Here is a 21,188-nt window from a genome sequence, read left to right on the forward strand (position 1 = left end):
CCCTTCGGGTGGGGGAGCGCAGCTCGGGTGGGGAGGAGCAGCTCGGGTGGGGGAGCGGAGCGGTGGCGCTGTGGGGAGAGGGTGCGGCACCGACCGCCGTCGGGTCTGCCGTGCGTCCGGTCCGCCGGCCCGGGCCCCCGCCCGTCCTCGGATCAGGCGAGGACGGACGACGGCGTACGTGGGCCGACGGTTCGGGTACCGGACGGGGTACCACGGGCTGGCTCCCGGGGGAGCACGGCGGTCGGTGCAGGAGAAGCCTCACCCGGCGTCGGGTGGCACGGCAACGGTGCCGCCCCGCTCTTGCGGTTCCCCGCGTGCGGGCTGCGAGCACCTGCGGACGCGTGCGGTCTCCCGCAACGCGACGACGGACTGGAGGCGCGGTGCCAGCTGGCACCGCGCCTCCAGTCCGTCAGGGAGTCGCGTTCAGATCACGTGAGCAGCGCGACCAGGTGCGAGCGCGAGCGCGCCCCCACCTTCCGGTAGATCTGCGTCAGCCGCAGCTCCACCGTCCGCTGCGACATGAACAGCGACGACGCGATCTCGCGGTTGCGGTACCCCTCCGTCACCTTCTGCACGACGGCGCGCTCCTCCGCGGTGAGCGAGGTGAGCACCGCCGAGGCATCAGGAGCACTGCGGGGCGTGCCCGGCATCGACGCGGACAGGACCGGGCCCGACCGCAGCGACGTCGGCGAACCGAACGACGGCATCGCGGCCGTCGCGGCTGGCGTGGCGAGCGGACGCCGGAGCCCCGCTGCCTCGTACGCCGCAGCGGCTGCGGCACCGAGCCGCGGCCGGTCCGCCGGACTCCCCACGGCGGCGAGCGCTGCGAGGGTCCGGGCCCGCTCGAACTGCGAGTCGTGCGGCTGGAACAGCTCCAGCGCGCGACGACGGGCGGTGTCGCGGGTGATGTCGTCGGCGACGAGCGCGAGGCTGCGGGCGAGCACGAGCGCACCCCAGCGGGAGGGCCGTGCGTGGTGGTCCGCGGCGAGCCGTGCCGCGATCGTCCGGGCGTCGTCGATCCGGTCGAGGCGCGTGTACGCCTCCACCAGGTCGCCGAGGTGCCGGAGGACCGCCGGGTTCCGCAGGGACCGGCCGATGGCGTCTGCGGCCTCGAGCGAGGCCGCGGCCTCCTCGATCCGACCGTCGAGCAGCAGCACCCGGCCACGCAGGGCGTGCAGCTTGGCGGTGGCGCCCCACAGGCGGTTCGTGGACCGCTGCGCGAGGCACCGGTCGACGACCTCGAGTGCCTCGGCGGAGCGCCCCTCGGCGAAGTGCCGCCACGCGATCGCGATCGCCCGGGACGGCTCGCGGAGCCGCTCGACGACCGACGAACCGGCCTCCCACACGTCGATCGCGCGGAGCGCCTGCCGGAAGTTCCCGGAGCGCACCTCGTTCTCGGCGGACAGGTAGCGGGCGGCCTCGGTCCACACCGGCATCGCCTCCTGACCCCGTGCGAGGACGAGGGCGAAGACACGGCGTGCACTGCGGTACCGCTCGGCGATGCTCAGCGCGTGGGCGAGGAGCAGCAGGGCGGGGTCCGACATGCCGAGGAGCGTCGCGGTGGACAGTCCGTCGTGCAGTTCGGTGTCGGCCGGCAGGGTCCCGTCGACGGCCGCGATGAGCTCGCGGGCCGTCGTCGTGATCTCCCGGGTGTGCTCGGACGCGGACAGCCGGAGCACCTCGGCCCGGGCGAGGAGGTCCCGCGCGTGGTCGAGTTCCCAGGCCTCCGCCCGGAAGCAGGCGACCATGGCGAGGAGCCCACCGACCGCGTCGGCCTCTGCGGCGTCCTCCGGGTCGACCGGCACGAGGAGCTCGTCCGCGTGCACGGCGTCACCGCTGAGGTACTGCACCGAGTACTCCAGGCGGAGTCGACGGGTCTCGTCGGACATCGCCCGGAACGGGCGGATCGCAGCGAGGTACCGCGCGGCGAAGCCGAGCAGTCGGTTCGCCAGCAGCGCCTCGGTGACGCCGAGGAGCGCCAGGTGCTCGTCCTCGGTGCCCCCGCCGATGTGCAGTGCGCGCTCGGTGAGGACGATCGCGGCCTGGGCGTTGCCGTCCACCACGTAGGACCGCGCCGCACGGAGCAGGGCGGCCACGTCCGGGACGTCGTCGACGAAGCTGCGGTGCCAGGCGGTCGCACGCGGGTCGGACTCGGCGCTCGCCGCGGCCAGTTCCGTGTGGGCAGCCCGTCGGTCCCGTGCCGGCATCCGCCAGTACAGCGCGGAACGGACGAGGGGATCGCGCACGGAGACGGTCTGGCCCTTGACGGACGTGAGTCCGGCGTCGGCGAGGTCGTCGAGTTCGTCGCGGTCCCACCCGGCGGTCTTCGCCACGGGGACGAGGGCCAGTCGTGCGAGGACGTCCAGATCGCGTCCCGCAACGGAGCCGAGCGCCAGGGCCGCGATGGCCTCGGTGGTCGGCGTCGGGCGGAGCGGCAGCACGAGCGGCTCGGAGCCGTTCAGCTGCTCGCGGCTGAGCACGGCGAGCTGCTCCTGCAGCGCGCCGGGGTTGCCGCCGGTCTCCTGGGCGAGGACCGCGAGGACGCCGTCGTTCGCCTCCTCGGGGGCCATGGCACGGGCGAGCACGAGTGCCTCGTCCGCGGGCAGCGGTTCGATCCGCAGCATCGGGAGGGCTGCGAGCGGTCCGTCCGACGGCACGGTGCGGACCGTGGCGACGACGCGGAGTGCCGTGCCGGCGAGCCGGGACGCGAGGAACGCGATGAGCTCCTGGCTCTCCACGTCCATCCGGTCGAGGTCGTCGATGAGCACGAGCGTCGGCGGCAGGGTGAGGGCGTGCACGGCGTCGAGGAAGTCGTGCGCCGCGGCGAGCCCCGGCGTCTGCCGCTCCTCGGGCGCAGTCCCCTGGAGGAGGTGCGCGATGTGTGCCGTCGCTCGGGGGTCGTCGAGTGCGGTGAAGAGCGAGGTCACGCCGGCCAGTGGCCAGTGGGACTCGCTCCCGTTCACACCGACGCGGACGACGGGGAGGGAGACGCGGTTGGACACCGCGTCGAGGACGCTGCTGCGTCCGGAACCAGGGTCGCCGACGACGACCATCGCTGACTCACGAGGGAGTACAGCAAGGGTCGCGATCCGGTCGACCTCGAGACGGCGACCGGTGAGTCCCATGACTCACCGGCCTCCGGGCCCGGAAGCGGATGCGGCGGAGAGAGACCGGGTGCCGACGCGGTGGTTCGCCGCGTGGAGGACCGGACGTGAGGCGGCGAGAGAACGCGCGCCGGAGCTGTCGGTTGTTGAATGCGGTTGACGAGTGAGGGTGCACTCGGTTCCGCTCGGGAACGATGAAGTCATCGTCTGTATCACCCCTCGGGTTAGGGTCTTCGGACGAAGCACGACCGGTCCGGTGTGCCGTTCGGAGCTAGGGACTCCGATGCGGCTCCTGACCACTCGCCTGGAAGCAAGATAACTCAGGTATCGACCTGGTTGGCCAGTCTCCGCAATCCGATGTGACCCCCTGTTGCCCCCAGTCCGGGGGGCCGTGTGACCCCCACGGGGGTGACTTCCGGGTCACCGTGGTACGAAAACGGGGTACGTCGGTGTCCCCTCCGGGGCGGACCTGCGGCGCGCGTGGGGCGGGCGGCGCGGGCGGACCCGGAACGACGACTCCGACATCGCGCGACATCGGATTCGTCGTACGTGCGCGGCTGCAACTGTTGCACGCGCGTGTGTGCGACGAGACCGCTGTCGTGCGACGACCACGTTGTCGCCCCGGGGCGCGTGCAACAGTTGCGCCCGCCGGTCGTTCGCGGCCGGCGGCAGCGTCCGCGGCGTCAGCGGCGGATGACCTCGACCACGGCGTCGTGCACGAGACCGTTCGTCGCGAGGGCGCTGCCGTGCCACGGCCCCGGGTCGCCGTCGAGCGAGGTGAAGCGGCCGCCCGCTTCCTCGACGATCGGCACGAGCGCCGCCATGTCCCACGGCTTGAGGTCGGGCTCGCCAGCGATGTCGAGGACCCCCTCGGCGACGAGCATGTACGACCACATGTCCCCGTACGCCCGCGTGCGCCAGACCTTGCGCGACAGCTCGATCAGGGTGTCCAGCCGGTCGTCGTCGTCCCACTGCTGGATGCTGTTGTAGCTCAGGCTGGCGTCGGCGAGGGAGTCGACGCCGGACACCCGGAGCGGGCCGTCGAACGAGTGCGCACCCTGCCCCTCAGCCGCCCACCAACGCTTGCCCAGGGCGGGGGCGCTCACGACGCCGAGGACCGGACGGCCGTCGACGGCGAGCGAGATGAGGGTGGCCCAGACCGGCACACCGCGGAGGTAGTTCGCGGTCCCGTCGATCGGGTCGACGACCCACTGGCGATGTCCCTCGCTGACGGCCTCGGCACCGGTGTCGGCCGTGGTCTCCTCACCGAGGAACGCGTCGTCGGGGCGCTCGCTCGCCAGCCGCTCGCGCAGTGCCCGCTCGACCGCCTGGTCGGCGTCGGTGACGTGCGTGCTGTCGGCCTTCTTGGACACGTGCAGGTCGGCGGCACGGAACCGCTCGAGGCTGATGGCGTCCGCGGTGTCGGCGAGCGAGCGGGCGAAGTCCAGGTCGGCGCTGAGGTCCACGACCGCCAGCGTAGCGGGCTACGCCGCCACGACCTCTTCCTCTTCCAGGGCAGTGACCTCGCGGTCGCGGGCGATGCGGGCCCGGCGGGCGACGAGTCCGTGCACGACGACGCAGAGCAGGACGGCGACGGCGAGCCAGAGTGCGAGGACGAGTGACGACCGGCCGAGCGAAGCCCCGGGAAAGTACTGCAGGTCCTGGGCGGCCTGCAGCCAGGCGGCGCCGCTCCAGAAGGTGTTGAGGCCGGCGAAGAAGCCCGGCTGGAACGCGGGCTGGAAGATGCCGCCGGAGGACGTGAAGTTGAGCATCACGAAGAGCATCGTGAGGATCGGGGTCGTCCACCGCCCGAGCAGCGGGTGCAGGCCGACGCCGAGCGCGACGATGATCGCGTCGTACATCCACGCGTACAGGAAGATCTCCCAGCGGTGCGTCGTGATGATCCCGTAGAGCGGGCCGGCGATGACGATCCCGATGCCGGCGACGACCCCGGCGGTCGCGAGGCCGATCACCGCCGTCCAGAGCGGACGGAGTCGGGCGGCGAACGCGGCCACGGCGATCGCCGAGGCGTAGCCGCCGACGCTCAGGGCCACCAGGAGGAAGAAGAGCCCCTGGCCGGTGGTGTCCTGGTCGCCCGACGGGACGACGTCCTGCACGGTGAAGGGCAGGTGCGCCTGGTAGGCGATCGGCATGAAGATCTTCTGCGCGGCGCTCGCGGTCGTCTCCGACGCGGCGGTGGAGACGTAGAGCGTCGCACCGGTCGTCCCTGGCGCGTAGACGGCGGCGAGTTCGCGGTCGCGGACCTGCCGCTCGGCCTCGGCGGTCGACGACACCACGTGCGTGACGAGGGCGCCGTCCGACTGGTCGGTGACGGTCTGGGCGAACACCTGCGTCGCCGCACCCTGGCCGACGATGCCGACGGGGAGGTCGTGCGGTGTCGGAGCGTGGAAGGCGCCGAGGTAGGCCAGGCCCATGCCGACGGCCAGGAAGAGCGGCACGAGGATGTGCGAGCCGAAGCTCAGCAGGATGTGACCGAGGCCCTGCGGGCGGACGACGGACGGTCCTTTCGGCTGGCGCGGGCTCCTGGTGGACCGGGGTGCGGCGTGCGAGTGGGGCTGGGCGGGGGAGGTGTGCACGTGCGACGTCGTTGTCGTCATGGTGGAGGACGGGGCGTCGACGGCGGGGGTCGGCGCAAAGTTGTACTTTGCAACTTCAGACACGACGGGTAACTGTACAACGCCGGTGCGCACCTGTCGACCCGGGCGCCCCTCGCACCGTGCGAGGTCCGGCGTGCAGCGTGCGAGGTTCCGCCCACCGTGCGAGGGCTGCGGGATCGCACGCAGCGCGAAACCTCGCACACTGCGCACGCACGGACCGCCGCGCGTGACCGCCCGGCGCTACTCCAGGCCGGGGTCGGACGCGCCCATGCCCGTCAGGAGCGCCCGGAACGAGTCGAGCCGCTCCAGACCGGTCGCCCCGAGCTCGCCGTCCTGCACCCGGTCGACGATCTCCCAGTCGTGCGCCTGGTCGAGCGGGATGCCGTCGGCGGGTTCCCGCACGGGGACCGCGTGCGCGGCGAAGGCGCGGAAGACGTTCGCCGGGTCGACGTGCCCGAGCCCGAAGGACCGGACACCGGGGGTGTCGATGATCCAGCCGCCGTCCCGCACCTGCAGCGCGATCGACGACGACGAGGTGTGCCGCCCCCGCCCGGTGACGGAGTTCACGACCCCCGTCGCCCGTGACGACCCGGTCAGCGCGTTCACGAGCGTCGACTTCCCGACGCCGGAGTGTCCGACGGTCACGGTGACCTTGTCGTCGAGGACCTCGTGCAGGGCGTCGAACGGCACGTCGTCCGAGCGGCTCGTCACGATCCGCAGGTCCAGGCAGGCGAAGTGCGCGAGGAACGCCGTGGGGTCGGCGAGGTCGGTCTTGGTGATGCAGAGGATCGGGTCGAGGCCGGCGTCGAACGCCGCCACGAGGTACCGGTCGATCAGTCGGGTGCGCGGCTCGGGGTCGGCGGCGGCCACGACGATGAGCATCTGGTCGGCGTTCGCCACGATGACGCGCTCGACCTCGTCGGTGTCGTCGGCACTGCGGCGCAGCAGCGTGGTGCGCTCGGCGACCTTCACGATGCGGGCGAGCGAACCCGGTTCGCCGGAGACGTCGCCGGCGAGGTGGACGGTGTCGCCGGTGACGACGGACTTCTTCCCGAGTTCTCGTGCCTTCGTCGCCGTGATGACCCGGTCGCCGACGAGGACGCCGAACCGGCCGCGATCGACGTTCGTCACCCAGCCGGTCGGGGCGTCGTCGTAGGTCGGCCGGACCTTCGTGCGGGGGCGGTTGCCCTTCGGGTTCGGGCGGACCCGGACGCTCGACTCGTCGTACTGCCCGTACGGTTCGTCCGCGTCCGTGTCGTCACCGTCGACGTCGTCCCACCAGCTCATCGCGTCAGGCCCCCGCGTCCCCGGTCGCGACCAGGTCAGCCCACAGCTCCGGGAACTGCGGCAGCGTCTTCGCGGTCGATCCGATGTCGTCGACGGCAACGCCGTCGACGACGAGGCCGACGATCGCTCCAGCGGTCGCCATCCGGTGGTCGTCGTACGCGCCCCAGTCGCTGCCGTGGAGTGCGGCAGGCTCGATCCGGAGGCCGTCGTCGAGTTCCTGCACCGCGCCTCCAGACCGGTTGACGTCCTCGGCGAGTGCCGCGAGCCGGTCCGTCTCGTGCCCACGGAGGTGGCCGATCCCGGTGATCTCCGTCGGACCGGCGCCGAGCGCCGCGAGCGCGACGAGCGCCGGGGCGAGTTCACCGCCGCGGCTGAGGTCCAGGTCGAGACCCGGGAGGGAGGCGCCACCCCGGATCCCGACGCCGCCGTCGAAGACGAGGTCGTCGCCGTCGCGCGTGACGGTCGCGCCCCACAGCGGGAGGAGCGTCTCGAGGTCGGCCCCGACCTGCGTGGTCGACGTCGGCCAGGTGCGGATGCGGACGGTGCCGCCCGCGACGAGCGCGGCCGCCGCGAACGGAGCAGCGTTCGACAGGTCCGGCTCGATCGTCACGTCGCGTGCGGCGATCGGTCCGGGGTGCACCACCCACTCGCCGACGGCGGGCTGGTCCACGCGGACGCCACGGGCGCGGAGCACGTCGACCGTCATGTCGATGTGCGGCAGGCTCGGCAGGTGCGCACCGACGTGCGTGAGGTGCAGCCCCTCGTCGAACCGGGGCGCGGACAGCAGCAGCCCGGAGACGAACTGCGACGAGGCCGAGGCGTCGATGGTCAGCGCCCCGCCCCGGACCGAGCCGGTGCCGGTGAGCGCGAACGGCATCGCGCCGCCGCCGTCGTCCGTGACGTCCACCCCGAGGTCGACGAGCGCCTGGATGATCGCGTGCATCGGGCGCTTCCGCGCGTACGGGTCGCCGTCGACCGTCACCGGACCGACCGCCAGCGCGGCGAGCGGCGGCAGGAAGCGCATGACCGTGCCGGCGAGCCCGCAGTCGAGCCGCACGTCCCCGTGCATCGGGGCCGGGGTGACGCGGAGGTCCGGGCCGTACGGGTTGTCGCCCGCGAGCTCCTCGATCCCGACGCCGAGCTGCCGGAGGCCCGCGATCATCAGCGCCGAGTCGCGGGAGTGCAGCGGGAGGTGGATCGTGGACGGGCCGTCGGCGAGGGCGGCGAGCACGAGCTCCCGGTTCGTCAGCGACTTCGACCCGGGCAGCGACACGTCGCCGCGCAGGGGACCGCGTGCGAGCGGTGCGATCCAGGGCTCGGTCCGGGACTGGGAATGCGTCGTGGCTGCCATCGGTTCACAAGGGTACTGAACGCACCGGGAGGATCATTGGCGACAGCAACACTCGCACGGCCCCGAACCGCCGTGCCCGCCGAGCCGACGACGCTCGGGGACGCCCGCAGCCTAGACTTGACCGCGATGACGACCGACGAACCGCAGGCAGCACCGCACGACCTGGTCGCGGAGACCGAGGCGCAGCTCGACGCGGTGTCCGAGGAGCAGGAAGCGCTCGAGACGGACGACGTCGTCGACGCGAAGACCGTCTCCGACACCGAACTGCGCTCCCTCTTCGAGGACCAGGCGCTGCCGTTCATGGACCAGCTCTACGGCGCCGCGATGCGGATGACCCGCAACCCCGCCGACGCGTCCGACCTCGTGCAGGAGACCTTCGTCAAGGCGTTCGCCGCGTTCCGCCAGTTCAAGCAGGGCACGAACCTGAAGGCCTGGCTGTACCGGATCCTGACGAACACGTTCATCAACACGTACCGCAAGAACCAGCGCAACCCCTACCAGGGCACCATCGACGAGCTCGAGGACTGGCAGCTCGGCGGCGCGGAGAGCGTGACGCAGTCGATCTCGGCACGGTCCGCCGAGGCCGACGCCATCGACCACCTGCCGTCCTCCGCCGTGAAGGACGCGCTGCAGGCCATCCCCGAGGACTTCCGGATGGCCGTCTACTTCGCCGACGTCGAGGGGTTCTCCTACCAGGAGATCGCCGACATCATGAAGACCCCCGTGGGGACGGTCATGAGCCGCCTCCACCGTGGACGCCGACTCCTCCGGGGGCTCCTGGCGGACCACGCACGTGAGACCGGCATCGTCCCGGACGCAGCGTCGACGGCGACGATGCGCGGACGCGGCCGGAAGGTTGCTGCGACCTCGGGTCGCGTCGAAGGGAAGGAAGCACGATGAGCGGCTGCGACTGCTCGAAGGCGAAGGCCGAGCTCGAGGAGTTCCTGCACGGGGAGCTCTGCCGCGAGGACGCGGCGGACATCCGTGAGCACATGGAGGACTGCGAGGACTGCACGACCGAGCACCGTGTCGGCGTGGTCCTGATCGAGACGGTGCGTCGCGCGTGCAAGGAGACGGCTCCCGACCAGTTGCGGTCCGAGATCCTCGCCCGCATCCGCGTGGAGCAGGCGACCCACTAGCGCCGGGCAGGCGACCCACTAGCGCCGGGCAGGCGACCCACTGAGGGTCCCCGCAGCCGCTGCGGCTCCGTCGTCACACGGCGGGTGCGGTCGGTAGTGTCGCGTCCATGACCCTCCCCGTCGAGTCGATCACCACCTGGTCCGACACGGACGTCGCCGACGTCGCCGCCCTCGTCCGACTGCTCGGTCACGTCGTCGACGAGCCCGCCATGCGGGCCCGTCTCGAACGGCTCACGCCCGAGGCCGGCCACCGCACCTGGTTGGTCCGCGACGAGGACGGCCGTGCCGTCGCCGTCGCGGGCGCGCAGGTCACGTGGGCCTACGCGAGCGACGAGCCGACGGCGCAGCTCCTCCTGCTGGTGGTCGACGAGTCTGCCAGGAGGCTCGGCACGGGTTCCGCGCTCATCGGCACCTTCGAGACATGGGCCGTCGAGCAGGGCGCGCGTCGCCTCAGCGCCGTCAGTGCGGCAGCGACGGACAGCGCGCACCGGTTCTACCAGAAGCGCGGGTACCACGACGCCGGGGTGCGGTACACGAAGATCGCGTAGCGCGCCCCGTCGTCGGCGTCAGCCCAGGGCCTTGCTGATGACCTCGGTGGCCTCCTGCGCGGAGCGCTTCGAGGACCCTGTGGCCGGTGCGGCGCTCGCGGCACGGGCGGCGACCGACAGCGGCCGACCGTTCAGGTGCGGCGACAGGTTCATGCAGACGAACGGCCAGGCGCCCTGGTTCTCCGGTTCCTCCTGCGCCCACACGACGTCGGCGTCCGGGTAGCCGGCCAGGACCTCGAGGATGCGCTCGAGCGGCAGCGGTGCGAGCTGCTCGAGGCGGACGAGGGCGACGTCGGTGGCTCCGCGCTTCTCGACCTCGGCGCGGAGGTCGTGGTGCACCTTGCCCGAGTGCAGGACGACGCGGCGCACGGCCGACCGGTCCGACACGCGGTCGTCGTCGATGACCTCCTGGAAGGTGCCGCTCGTGAAGGCGTCCACCGCGCTCGTCGCCTGGCGCAGCCGGAGCATGGCCTTCGGCGAGAACACGATGAGCGGCTTCTGGGGGCGCTCCCAGGCCTGGCGGCGCAGCAGGTGGAAGTACGACGCCGGGGTCGACGGCCGTGCCACCACCATGTTGTCCTCGGCGCAGAGCTGCAGGTACCGCTCGATGCGTGCGGACGAGTGGTCCGGCCCCTGCCCCTCGTAGCCGTGGGGGAGCAGGAGCACGAGGCCCGAGCGCTGTCCCCACTTCTGCTCGGCGGAGGAGATGAACTCGTCGATCACGGTCTGGGCGCCGTTGGCGAAGTCGCCGAACTGCGCCTCCCAGAGCACGAGGGCCTCTGGACGCTCGACCGAGTAGCCGTACTCGAACGCCATCGCCGCGTACTCGCTGAGGAGCGAGTCGTAGATGTACAGGCGAGCCTGGTCCTCGGTGAGGTTCGCGAGCGGCAGCCACTCCTGGCCGTTGACCCGGTCGTGGAACACCGCCTGCCGCTGGACGAAGGTGCCGCGTCGGGCGTCCTGGCCGGCGAGCCGGACGGGCTTGCCCTCGACGAGCAGCGAACCGATCGCCATGAGCTCGGCCATCGCCCAGTCGATCCCGCCGTTGCGCGTCATGTCGGTGCGCTTCGACAGCAGCTGCTGCAGCTTCGGGTGGATCGAGAAGCCGGCCGGCGGGTTGCTGTGCGCGTCACCGATCGCGTGGACGAGCTCCTCGGAGACCGCGGTGTCGTGCACCTCGTTCTCGGAGTCGTCACGCTGCGCGGCCGGGCGTTCGAGGCCCTGCACGGCGCCGTCGTCGTCGACCGTGATCACCGGGATCGTGCCGGTCTGCGCCTCGTGCGTCTCGGCGAAGGCGCGCTCCAGGCGGTCCTGGAAGTCGCGGTGCGCCTCGTCGTACTCCTCCTGCGTGATGTCGCCGCGGCCGACGAGGGCCTCGGTGTAGAGGGTGCGGACGGAGCGCTTCGCCTCGATGAGGTTGTACATCATCGGCTGCGTCATCGAGGGGTCGTCGCCCTCGTTGTGGCCGCGGCGGCGGTAGCAGATGAGGTCGATGACGACGTCGCGGTGGAACTCCTCGCGGTACGCGAAGGCGAGCTCCGCGACGCGGGCCACGGCCTCGGGGTCGTCGCCGTTCACGTGGAAGATCGGCGCCTGGATCGTCTTCGCGACGTCGGTGGAGTACACCGAGCTGCGGGCCGACTCCGGCGGCGTGGTGAACCCGACCTGGTTGTTGATGACGAGGTGCACGGTTCCGCCGGTGCGGTAGCCGCGCAGCTGGGACATCTGCAGCGTCTCGACAACGACACCCTGGCCGGCCATCGCCGCGTCGCCGTGCACCAGCACGGGGAGGACGCCGAACGTGCCTGGTGCCTCACGGTCCTGCTTGGCGCGGACGATGCCCTCGAGCACGCCGTCGACGGCCTCGAGGTGGGACGGGTTCGCGGCGATGGTCACCGGGATCGCGGTGCCGTCCGATGCGCGGAACACGCCCTCGGTGCCGACGTGGTACTTCACGTCGCCCGAGCCCTGCCCCGACACGGAGCCCGGGAGCGAGGAGCCCTCGAACTCACGGAAGATCTGCCCGTACGTCTTGCCGGCGATGTTCGTGAGCACGTTGAGGCGGCCGCGGTGGGCCATGCCGATCGCGACCTCGTCGAGGCCGGCGGTCGCGGCGTGCTGGATGAGGGTGTCGAGGAACGCGATCGTCGACTCGCCGCCCTCGAGCGAGAAGCGCTTCTGGCCGACGTACTTCGTCTGCAGGAACGTCTCGAACGCCTCGGCCTCGTTGAGCTTGCCGAGGACACGCAGCTGCTCGTCCTTCGACGGCTTCGAGTAGGGGACCTCGATGTGGGCCTGCACCCAGCGGCGCTGCTCCGGGTCCTGGATGTGCATGTACTCGATGCCGACCGTGCGGCAGTAGGCGTCGCGGAGGATCCCGAGCACGTCGCGCAGCGGGGCGTTCGTGGTGCCGGCGAGACCACCCGTGACGAACTCGCGGTCGAGGTCCCAGAAGGTCAGCCCGTGGCTCTCGATCTCGAGGTCGGGGTGCGTGCGCTGCCGGTACTCGAGGGGGTCGATATCCGCCATCAGGTGCCCGCGGACGCGGAAGCTGTTGATGAGCTCCTGCACGCGCGCGGTCTTGTTGACCCGGTGCGCCAGGTCGACGTTGATGTCGTTCGCCCACTGGATCGGCTTGTACGGGATCCGGAGCGCCGCGAAGATGCCCTCGTAGAAGCCGTGCTCGCCGATGAGGCGCTCGTGCACCTTCTTGAGGTACTCGCCCGAGCCCGCACCCTGGATGACACGGTGGTCGTAGGTGCTCGTCAGCGTGATCGTCTTGCCGATGCCGAGCTCGACGAGGGTCTTCGACGCCGAACCCTGGAACTGTGCGGGGTACTCGAGAGCGCCGGCGCCGATGATCGCACCCTGCCCCTTCGTCAGGCGCGGGACCGAGTGCACGGTGCCGATGCCGCCCGGGTTCGTCAGCGAGATCGTCGTGCCCTGGAAGTCGGTCGGCGTGAGCTTGTTGTCGCGGGCGCGCTTGACGAGGTCCTCGTAGGCGGAGAGGAACTGGCCGAACGTCAGGGTCTCGGCGCGCTTGATGCTCGGGACGAGCAGGGACCGGGAGCCGTCCTTCTTCGGGACGTCGATCGCGATGCCGAGGTTCACGTGCGCCGGCTGGACGACGAAGGGCTTGCCGTCGCGCTCCTCGTAGAACACGTTCTGGCTCGGGAAGTCCTTGAGTGCCTGGACCATCGCCCAGCCGATGAGGTGCGTGAAGGAGATCTTGCCGCCGCGTGCCCGACGCAGGTGGTTGTTGATGACGATGCGGTTGTCGATCATCAGCTTCGCCGGGATCGTCCGCACGCTCGTCGCCGTCGGGACGGTGAGCGAGGCGTCCATGTTCGACGCCAGGGTCTTCGCCATGCCCCGGAGCGGGGTGGCGACGTCCTCGTGGGTCTCCTCGTGGTCGTCGGCCTCGTCGTTCGCCTCGGCCGGGATCGGCTGCGGCGTCGGCTGGCGGGACGTCGTCTTCGCCTGGATCGGGCCGGCCTTGGCCTCGGCGGGGGCGTCACCGGTCGCGGGCTGCTGGGTCGACGACTGCTGGGCCGTGGACTGCTGGCCCCCGGACGGTGCCGGGGCGGACGTCGGAGCGGGCGCTGCCGGAGCGTCACCACCACCCTGCGTGCGGTGGTAGCTCTCGAGGACCGGCCACCAGGACTTGTCGACCGACTCCTTGTCCGCGACGAACTGCTCGTAGAGCTCGTCGACGAGCCACTCGTTCGCCCCGAATTCGCCCGCGGTCTCGTCCGTTCCGGTCAGATGGCTCGACACAGCCGATCGCCCACTCTCCGTCGATAGATGCTCGTGTGTGTCGTGCGCGGCAACCCTGCCCCGCACAGGTCCCAAGCCTAGCCGCTCACAGATGACCGTTCGGTGTCAGCAGAAGGCGGGTCGCGCCTCTCCCACCGGCACGGCCGGACCGCCGCTGGCGCGTCGCCCCGGTACCGGCGGCGGGGCCCAGTCCGCCCGTCGCGCGTGTCGCGCCGGAGGCGGGCCGAGCCGTCCAGACCGGCCACCCGACGGAGCCGTACAGTGGGGCCCATGAGGTTCTACGAGACGCGGCCGACACACGACCTGACCTACTCCGACGTCTTCCTCGTCCCCAGCCGCTCGGCGGTGACGAGCCGCTTCGACGTGGACCTCTCGACGAACGACGGCACCGGTGCCACCATCCCGATCGTCAGCGCGAACATGAACTCGGTCACCGGCCCGCGGCTCGCGGCCACCCTCGCCCGCCGCGGGGGCCTCGGCGTGCTCCCGCAGGACATGCACCTGCAGGACCTCGACGCCGCGATCCGGTGGGTGAAGGACCAGCCGGTCGACTTCGACACCGCCTACGACCTCGGCGCGGACACCACCGTCGCCGAGGCCCTCGAGCAGCTCCTCCCCGTCGCCGGTCGTGGTGTGGTCGTGCGCGACGCGTCGGGGGAGTACCTCGGCTGCGTGCCCGCCGGACGCCTCGGCACCGCCGGCCCGGACGCCACGCTCGGCGACCTGCTGCACGGCGCGTCCACCGCGGTCGACGCGGAGGACGCCGGCACACCCCGCCACGTGTACGACGTGCTGAGCGGCGCAGAGGTCGACTTCGCGCCGGTGGTCCGGCACGGCAAGGTCGTCGGCACGGTGAGCCAGACGAGTGCGATCCGCTCCGACATCTACACGCCGGCGGTCGACGCCTCCGGGCGGCTCCGCGTCGCCGCCGCGATCGGCATCAACGGCGACGTCGCCGCGAAGGCGCAGGCCCTCGCCGCGGCCGGTGTCGACGTCCTCGTCCTCGACACCGCCCACGGACACCAGGAGGGCATGCTCCGCGCCCTCCGCACGGTGGCCGCCCTCGGACTCGACATCCCGCTCGTCGCCGGCAACGTCGTCACCGCCGACGCCGTCGCGCACCTCGTCGACGCCGGTGCGAGCATCATCAAGGTCGGTGTCGGCCCCGGCGCGATGTGCACCACCCGCATGATGACCGCCGTCGGTCGGCCGCAGTTCTCGGCCGTCCTCGAGACGGCCGCAGCAGCCCGGTCGCTCGGCGCGCACGTGTGGGCAGACGGCGGCGTGCGGTACCCCCGCGACGTCGCGCTCGCCCTGGCCGCTGGCGCATCCGCCGTGATGATCGGCTCCTGGTTCGCCGGCACGCTCGAGGCGCCCGGTGTCCTCCGCCGCGACGACAGCGGCCGCGCCTACAAGGAGAGCTGGGGCATGGCGTCCGCGAAGGCCGTCCGGGAGCGCTTCGAGCGGCTCGACCCGTACGAGCGGGCACGCAAGGCGCTCTTCGCCGAGGGCATCTCGTCGTCGACCATCTACCTCGACCCGGAGCGGCCCTCGGTGGAGGACCTGCTCGACATGATCACCGCCGGTGTCCGCAGCTCGGCGACATACGCGGGCGCGTCCTCGCTCGCCGAGTTCTCCGAGCGGGCGCTCGTCGGCATCCAGTCGGCCGCCGGCTACGAGGAGGGCAAGCCGCTTCCCGTCAGCTGGTAGCGCGCGGCGCGGGTCTCGCGAAAGCGACAGGCTCCCGCCACATCCCCGCGGGGATCTGTCGGCCTGGTGGGACGGACGGTGCCGCTCGGCGGCGCACTGTCGCTTCGGCGGGGTGCTCGCGACCACGGGCGGACTGGAAGCGCGTGGCAGGCTGAGCCGCGCCTCCAGTCCGTCGCCCCTCGCGAAAGCGACAGGCTCCCGCCACATCCCCGCGGGGATCTGTCGGCCTGGCGGGACGGACGGCGCGCCTCGGCGGCGCACTGTCGGCTCGGCGGGGTGGTCGCGACCACGGACGGACTGGAGGCGCGGTGCCAGCTGGCACCGCGCCTCCAGGCTGTCCGCTCTGCGGTCTACCGCCGTCGGGTCGCGTCCTCGACGGTGCCGACGAGCTCCTCGAGGATGTCCTCGAGGAAGAGCACGCCCAGCGTCCGGCCCTCGGCGTCGAACGCCCGCGCCACGTGACGGCCGGCGGCGCGCATCGTGGCGAGCGCGTCCTCCAGGTCCATCTCCGTGTAGAGCGAGATGAGCTGCCGGATGCGCTTCGGCGGCACCGGGTCGTCGTACTCGTCCGGGCGCAGGTCGATGACGTCCTTCACGTGCACGTAGCCCGTGGGGGAGCCGTCCTCGCCGACGAGCACGTACCGGGAGAACCCGCGCTGCGCCACGGCACGTTCGACGTCGCCGGGGGTGGCGTCCTCGGGCAGCGTGACGAGCTCGCGCATCGGCACGGCGACGTCCTTCACCTTCTTCTCGGTGAACTCGAACGCCAGGGCGAGCTTGCCGTCGTCCGTGAGGGTGCCCTCGCGGCGGGACTGCTCGACGATGGTCTGCACCTCCTCCACGGTGAAGGCGCTCACCGCCTCGTCCTTCGGCTCGACGCGGAACAGCCGGAGCACCGCGTTGGCGACCTCGTTCAGGCCGACGACGACCCAGTGCAGGCCGTGGCCGATGTACCAGAGCGTCGGCACGAGGAGCAGCGCCGCACGGTCGGGCATCGAGAACGAGATGTTCTTCGGGACCATCTCGCCGAACACCACGTGCAGGAACGACACGAGCAGCAGCGTGAACACGAACGCCACGATGCCGATGACCCCGACGCTCCAGCCGGTCAGGTGCAGCGGAACCTCGAGCAGGTGGTGGATCGCCGGCTCGGACACGTTCAGGATGAGCAGCGAGCACACCGTGATGCCGAGCTGCGTGGTCGCGAGCATGCGGGTGGCGTGCTCCATCGCCCACAGGGTCATCTGCGCGGCCTTCGAGCCCTCCTCGGCGCGGGGTTCGATCTGGGAGCGGCGCGCGGAGATGACGGCGAACTCGGCCGCGACGAAGTAGGCGTTGCCGAGCAGCAGCACGACGAGCCAGAAGATGCCCCACCAGTCGGAGCTCATCGAACCGCCCCCTTCGTCGTCTTCGTCGCCGGGATGATGATCCCGGTGGCCGGGGTCTGCGGCGGGGTCGGTGTCCAGCGGATCCGGTCGATGCGCCGTCCGTCGAGCCGTTCGACCCGGAACACACCGCCGTCGAGCGGGACCTCGTCACCGACGACCGGCAGCCGGCCGAGGGTCGACATGACGAACCCGCCGACGGTCTCGTACGGGCCGTCCTCCGGCACCTTCACGCCGGCGCGGTCCTCGAGCTCGTCCGGCCGGAGGAGGCCGGGGAACGTCAGCCAGTCACGGGAGCGCACCACGTCGATGCGGGCGCGGTCGTGCTCGTCGGAGACCTCGCCGACGAGCTCCTCGACGAGGTCCTCGAGCGTGACGACCCCGGCGGTGCCGCCGTACTCGTCGACGACGATGACCATCTGGTAGCCGCGACCGCGGACCTCGGCGAGCAGGGTGTCGCCCGGCATGGTCTCCGGCACGCGCTCGGCGTCGGTCATGAGCGCCCCGACGGGCACCTCCGGACGCTTCTCACGCGGCACGGCGACGGCCTGCTTGACGTGCACGATGCCGACGACGTCGTCCGCGTCCTCCTCGATGACGGGGAAACGGCTGAACCCGGTGCGGCGGGCGAGGGCGATGACGTCCTCTGCTGACTCCGACACCCGGATCGTGGAGACGCGGGGGCGCGGGGTCATCACGTCGCTCGCGCTGAGCTCGGAGAACGAGATCGTGCGTTCGAGCAGCGTCGCGGTGTCCTGTTCGAGGGATCCCTCGGAGGCGGAGCGTCGCAGCAGTGAGGTGAGCTCCTCGGCGCTGCGTGCACCCGAGAGTTCTTCCTGCGGCTCGATGCCCATCGACCGGAGCACGGCGTTGGCGGTGCCGTTCAGCACGGCCACGGCCGGCTTGAACACCGTCGTGAAGGCCACCTGCAGCGGGACCACGAGACGCGCGGTCTGCAGCGGGAGCGCGAGCGCGAAGTTCTTCGGCACGAGCTCGCCGAGGATCATCGACAGCAGGGTCGCGATGACGAGCGCCACGATCGACCCGACGGTCTCGACGATCGCCTCGGGGAGCCGCATCGCGAGGAACGGCGCCTCGAGCAGCTTCGCGATCGACGGCTCGAGCAGGTAGCCGGTCAGCAGCGTGGTCAGCGTGATGCCGAGCTGGGCGCTGGAGAGGTGCGTCGAGGTGACCTTCAGCGCGCCGATGACGGGCGCCAGGCCGGTCTCACCGCGGTCCCGGCGGGCCTCGACCTCGGCGCGGTCGAGGTTGACCAGCGCGAACTCGGACGCGACGAAGACACCCGTGCCGAGTGTCAGCAGGATGCCGCCGATCAGCATGACGATGTCGATCGGACTCATGATTCACCTCCCGCACGGCGCGAGGGAGTGCAGCTCACCGAGTGAGCGGCGGATGAGTGAGGCGAAGAACTATTCGGGGGATCGTCCACAGTGAGGTCAATCGTACTGCCTGGCGCGCGGCCAGGCCGAGAAAACGTACAGAAGGCGGGTCGCGCCTCCAGTCGGTCAGCGTGACCACCCTGGAGGCGCGACCCGCGTCGCGCAGACCGGCCTACGCCGTGACGCGCGCGCGGTGGTACTGCTGCGGCTCGTAGTCCACGGTCACGCCGAGCTCGACGGCGGCGCGGAGCGGGAACGCCGGGTCGCGGAGGAACTCCCGGCCGACCATCACGACGTCCGCCTGCCCGGTGGCGACGATCTGCTCGGCCTGGAACGCCTCCGAGATCATCCCCACCGCGATCGTGCCGATGCCGGCGTCGCGCTTGATCGCCGCGGCGTGCGGGACCTGGTAGCCGGGGCCGACCGGGATCGGGGCGCTCGCGGCGTTGCCGCCGGTCGAGACGTCCGCGAGGTCGGCACCGTGCTCGGCGGCCCAGCGTGCGACCTGCGTGGTCTCCTCGAGCGTCAGCCCGCCGTCGACCCAGTCCGTGGCGGAGAACCGGACGACGACGGGGAAGCCCTCGCCGACCTCGGCGCGGACGGCGTCCAGCACCTCGAGCAGCGCGCGGGCGCGGTTCTCGAGCGAACCGCCGTACGAGTCGGTCCGGTGGTTGCTCAGCGGCGACAGGAACTGGTGCAGCAGGTACCCGTGGGCGGCGTGCAGCTCGACGAGGTCGAACCCGGCCTCGACCGAGCGGCGTGCGGCGGCGGCGAAGGCCAGGGCCACGACGCGGATGTCCTCGGTGGCGAGCTCGCGCGGCTCGGCGTACCCGTCGAAGGCGACAGCGGAGGGCGCCACCGTGCTCCAGCCACCCCGGTCGGCGGGGACGGATCCGTGCGTCGGCTCCCACGGGCGGAACGTCGAGGCCTTGCGGCCGGCGTGCGCGAGCTGGACGCCCGCGGCGGCGCCCTGCGAGTGGATGAAGTCGACGATCGGCCGGAAGGCGTCGCGCTGCTCGTCGTTCCACAGCCCGAGGTCCTGGGGGCTGATCCGACCCTCGGGCACCACGCCGGTGGCCTCGACCACGACCGCGCCGGCACCGCCCTTGGCGAACCCGCCGAGGTGCACGAGGTGCCACGGCGTCGGCACGCCGTCCTGCGCCTCGACCGAGTACTGGCACATCGGGGAGACCCAGATGCGGTTGCGGACCGTCAGGTCGCGGATGGTGATCGGTTCGAACAGGGCGTGCGTCACGCGGACTCCTTCTCGGCGGTCGCGCCGGTGTCCGCGAGTCCCTCGAGGAACGCGCGCAGCCCGGCGGACGACGTGTAGTGGTGGCCGACCGCCCCGATCGCTTCCGCACCGGCGGCGTTCTCGGCCCTGTTGTCGACGAACACCATCTGCGCCGCGTCGATTCCCAGGCGTGCGCACGTGTCGCGGTAGATCGAGGCGTCCGGCTTCAGGACGTGCTCCTCGGCGCTCACCACGACGGTCTCGAACAGGGAGCCCATCGGGGACCGACGGTACGGGTCGCCGAAGTCGAAGCCGGCGTTCGACAGCAGGGCGACCCGCGTACCGGCGTCGTGCAGCTCCTCGACGATCGCGAGGGTCTCCGGCTCGACCTCGAACCAGCCGGTGAAGTCGATCGCCCAGAAGCGGTGGACGTCGGTGACGCTCCACGTCCGGCCGGTGCGGGCGGCGATCGCCCGCCAGTAGTCGACGACGGACAGGTCGCCGCGGTCCAGGTCGTGCCGGAGCTCCTGGTAGACGGGGAACAGCTCGTCCGCCGGCACCCCGGTCGCCGCGACGAGGGCGTCCCGCGAGGCGTGCGGCGTCCGGCTGATCACCTCGCCGTAGTCGAAGACCACCACGCGACCAGGCAGGAACAGGCTCATGCGCTCCACCGTAACGTGGCGTCCGTGAACGACTTCGTCCCCTTCGCCCCGACCGACGCCGCCGCCTGGACCACCGCCCCGCACGGCGACTCGACGAAGTACCGACGCGGGGTGCTCGGCGTCGCCACCGGCTCCGACCAGTACCCGGGTGCCGCGGTGCTGGGCGTCGACGCCGCGGTGCACACCGGCGTCGGCATGGTCCGGTACGTCGGTCCGTCGCGGGCGTCCGACCACGTGCTCGCGAGGCGTCCCGAGGTCGTCGCCGGGGTCGGGCGCGTGCAGGCGTGGCTCGTCGGCTCGGGGATCTCGGCCGGCTCGCTCGACGACCTGGACGACGTGACGGCGGAGGGGTTCCGGCACGCGTCCGACGACGGGGTCCCCGTCGTGGTCGACGCCGGTGCGATCCCGCTGGTCGAACTCGGGCCACTCGCCGTGTTGACGCCGCACGCGGGGGAGCTCGCCGGCGTCCTGCACGAGTCGCGTGAGTCGATCGAGCAGGACCCGGCAGCGGCAGCGGTCCGAGCCGCGGCGCAGACCGGGAGCGTCGTGCTCCTGAAGGGATCGGCCACGCACGTGGCGACGCCGGACGGGTCGGTGCGGCTAGTGGCCTCGTCGGCGACGCCGTGGCTCGCCGCCGCCGGTGCCGGTGACGTCCTCGGCGGGGTGCTCGGCGCGCTCGTGGCGACCCGGCAGGGCGCGGCCGAGGCGTCGGGTTCGTCGTTGACGCCGTCGGACCTGGCGCACCTGGCCGCCTCGGCCGCGGTGGTGCACGGGCTCGCGGCGCGGCGGGCGTCCGGCGGTGGGCCGTTCACGATGGCGGCGCTCGTCGAGCAGCTGCCGGGTGTGGTGCGGGACCTCGTCGTCGAGGGTGACGCGCGGGGGTAGGGACGCGGGTCGCACGCGGTCGTCGACACTGCGCGCGTCGATCGACCGGTGCGATGTCGTTCCGTGCGTGCGCACGCCGGTCGCGGGG

General features: G+C 71.9%; 15 protein-coding genes. 5 read left to right on the forward strand and 10 right to left on the reverse strand.

The window, feature by feature from the left end:
• Positions 1-428: 428 nt before the first annotated feature.
• The 5 genes from CRP27_RS00560 to aroA all read right to left on the reverse strand — a co-directional run bounded on the left by CRP27_RS00560 (position 429) and on the right by aroA (position 8,360).
• A complete protein-coding gene (locus tag CRP27_RS00560; RefSeq protein WP_097178873.1) occupies positions 429-3,125 on the reverse strand; it encodes a LuxR family transcriptional regulator in 2,697 nt (898 codons plus the stop codon).
• A 662-nt stretch (positions 3,126-3,787) separates the two neighbouring features.
• Positions 3,788-4,570, reverse strand: coding sequence for an inositol monophosphatase family protein (locus tag CRP27_RS00565; protein ID WP_097178874.1), 783 nt, complete (start codon positions 4,568-4,570; stop codon positions 3,788-3,790).
• An 18-nt stretch (positions 4,571-4,588) separates the two neighbouring features.
• A complete protein-coding gene (locus tag CRP27_RS00570; protein ID WP_141399641.1) occupies positions 4,589-5,785 on the reverse strand; it encodes a hypothetical protein in 1,197 nt (398 codons plus the stop codon).
• A gap of 177 nt (positions 5,786-5,962) precedes the next feature.
• Complete coding sequence (gene rsgA, locus CRP27_RS00575) at positions 5,963-7,009, reverse strand: ribosome small subunit-dependent GTPase A (protein WP_097178876.1); 1,047 nt, start codon at positions 7,007-7,009, stop codon at positions 5,963-5,965.
• Positions 7,010-7,013: 4 nt separating this feature from the next.
• Entirely contained in the window at positions 7,014-8,360 is a 1,347-nt protein-coding gene (aroA, locus tag CRP27_RS00580) for a 3-phosphoshikimate 1-carboxyvinyltransferase (RefSeq protein ID WP_097178877.1), read from the reverse strand.
• Between the two features lie 126 nt (positions 8,361-8,486).
• Here aroA and CRP27_RS00585 point away from each other — a divergent pair, with 126 nt between their 5' ends.
• The 3 genes from CRP27_RS00585 (at position 8,487) to CRP27_RS00595 (ending at position 10,047) form a co-directional block, all read left to right on the forward strand.
• On the forward strand, positions 8,487-9,260 hold the full coding sequence (locus CRP27_RS00585; RefSeq protein WP_097179572.1) for a sigma-70 family RNA polymerase sigma factor: 774 nt from the start codon (positions 8,487-8,489) through the stop codon (positions 9,258-9,260).
• Positions 9,257-9,499, forward strand: a complete 243-nt coding sequence (locus CRP27_RS00590; protein ID WP_079236294.1) for a zf-HC2 domain-containing protein — start codon at positions 9,257-9,259, stop codon at positions 9,497-9,499. The genes CRP27_RS00585 and CRP27_RS00590 overlap by 4 nt, the downstream gene beginning before the upstream one ends.
• 107 nt (positions 9,500-9,606) lie before the next feature.
• On the forward strand, positions 9,607-10,047 hold the full coding sequence (locus CRP27_RS00595; RefSeq protein ID WP_097178878.1) for a GNAT family N-acetyltransferase: 441 nt from the start codon (positions 9,607-9,609) through the stop codon (positions 10,045-10,047).
• Between the two features lie 18 nt (positions 10,048-10,065).
• Here the strand turns inward: CRP27_RS00595 and CRP27_RS00600 are convergent, their stop codons facing one another.
• Entirely contained in the window at positions 10,066-13,824 is a 3,759-nt protein-coding gene (locus CRP27_RS00600; RefSeq protein ID WP_176505414.1) for a multifunctional oxoglutarate decarboxylase/oxoglutarate dehydrogenase thiamine pyrophosphate-binding subunit/dihydrolipoyllysine-residue succinyltransferase subunit, read from the reverse strand.
• Positions 13,825-14,094: 270 nt separating this feature from the next.
• On the opposite strand from CRP27_RS00600, the gene CRP27_RS00605 reads away from it, so the two are divergent.
• Positions 14,095-15,534 (forward strand): GuaB1 family IMP dehydrogenase-related protein, encoded by a 1,440-nt coding sequence (locus CRP27_RS00605; protein ID WP_097178879.1) that lies wholly within the window; start codon positions 14,095-14,097, stop codon positions 15,532-15,534.
• A 350-nt stretch (positions 15,535-15,884) separates the two neighbouring features.
• Here the strand turns inward: CRP27_RS00605 and CRP27_RS00610 are convergent, their stop codons facing one another.
• The 4 genes from CRP27_RS00610 to CRP27_RS00625 form a co-directional block, all read right to left on the reverse strand.
• Positions 15,885-16,922 carry a hemolysin family protein gene (locus CRP27_RS00610; RefSeq protein WP_097178880.1) on the reverse strand — a complete coding sequence of 346 codons (1,038 nt, stop codon included), beginning with the start codon at positions 16,920-16,922 and terminating at the stop codon, positions 15,885-15,887.
• Positions 16,919-18,280 (reverse strand): hemolysin family protein, encoded by a 1,362-nt coding sequence (locus CRP27_RS00615; RefSeq protein WP_097178881.1) that lies wholly within the window; start codon positions 18,278-18,280, stop codon positions 16,919-16,921. Before CRP27_RS00615 ends, CRP27_RS00610 begins: the two co-directional genes overlap by 4 nt.
• 211 nt (positions 18,281-18,491) lie before the next feature.
• A complete protein-coding gene (locus CRP27_RS00620) occupies positions 18,492-19,574 on the reverse strand; it encodes an NADH:flavin oxidoreductase/NADH oxidase (RefSeq protein WP_097178882.1) in 1,083 nt (360 codons plus the stop codon).
• Positions 19,571-20,215, reverse strand: a complete 645-nt coding sequence (locus CRP27_RS00625; RefSeq protein ID WP_097178883.1) for an HAD family phosphatase — start codon at positions 20,213-20,215, stop codon at positions 19,571-19,573. Before CRP27_RS00625 ends, CRP27_RS00620 begins: the two co-directional genes overlap by 4 nt.
• Positions 20,216-20,239: 24 nt before the next feature.
• On the opposite strand from CRP27_RS00625, the gene CRP27_RS00630 reads away from it, so the two are divergent.
• Positions 20,240-21,100 carry an ADP/ATP-dependent (S)-NAD(P)H-hydrate dehydratase gene (locus CRP27_RS00630; protein WP_097178884.1) on the forward strand — a complete coding sequence of 287 codons (861 nt, stop codon included), beginning with the start codon at positions 20,240-20,242 and terminating at the stop codon, positions 21,098-21,100.
• The last annotated feature ends 88 nt before the right edge of the window (positions 21,101-21,188 follow it).

Origin of the sequence: Curtobacterium sp. 314Chir4.1 (assembly GCF_900215175.1) — a bacterium.
Classification (GTDB): domain Bacteria; phylum Actinomycetota; class Actinomycetes; order Actinomycetales; family Microbacteriaceae; genus Curtobacterium; species Curtobacterium pusillum_A.

Coding starts and splice junctions, on each gene's coding strand:
- CRP27_RS00590 (WP_079236294.1), top strand. CDS start 9,257: ATGAGCGGCTGCGACTGCTCGAAGGCGAAGGCCGAGCTCGAGGAGTTC.
- CRP27_RS00605 (WP_097178879.1), top strand. CDS start 14,095: ATGAGGTTCTACGAGACGCGGCCGACACACGACCTGACCTACTCCGAC.
- aroA (WP_097178877.1), bottom strand. CDS start 8,360: ATGGCAGCCACGACGCATTCCCAGTCCCGGACCGAGCCCTGGATCGCA.
- CRP27_RS00560 (WP_097178873.1), bottom strand. CDS start 3,125: ATGGGACTCACCGGTCGCCGTCTCGAGGTCGACCGGATCGCGACCCTT.
- CRP27_RS00625 (WP_097178883.1), bottom strand. CDS start 20,215: ATGAGCCTGTTCCTGCCTGGTCGCGTGGTGGTCTTCGACTACGGCGAG.
- CRP27_RS00615 (WP_097178881.1), bottom strand. CDS start 18,280: ATGAGTCCGATCGACATCGTCATGCTGATCGGCGGCATCCTGCTGACA.
- CRP27_RS00595 (WP_097178878.1), top strand. CDS start 9,607: ATGACCCTCCCCGTCGAGTCGATCACCACCTGGTCCGACACGGACGTC.
- rsgA (WP_097178876.1), bottom strand. CDS start 7,009: ATGAGCTGGTGGGACGACGTCGACGGTGACGACACGGACGCGGACGAA.
- CRP27_RS00610 (WP_097178880.1), bottom strand. CDS start 16,922: ATGAGCTCCGACTGGTGGGGCATCTTCTGGCTCGTCGTGCTGCTGCTC.
- CRP27_RS00585 (WP_097179572.1), top strand. CDS start 8,487: ATGACGACCGACGAACCGCAGGCAGCACCGCACGACCTGGTCGCGGAG.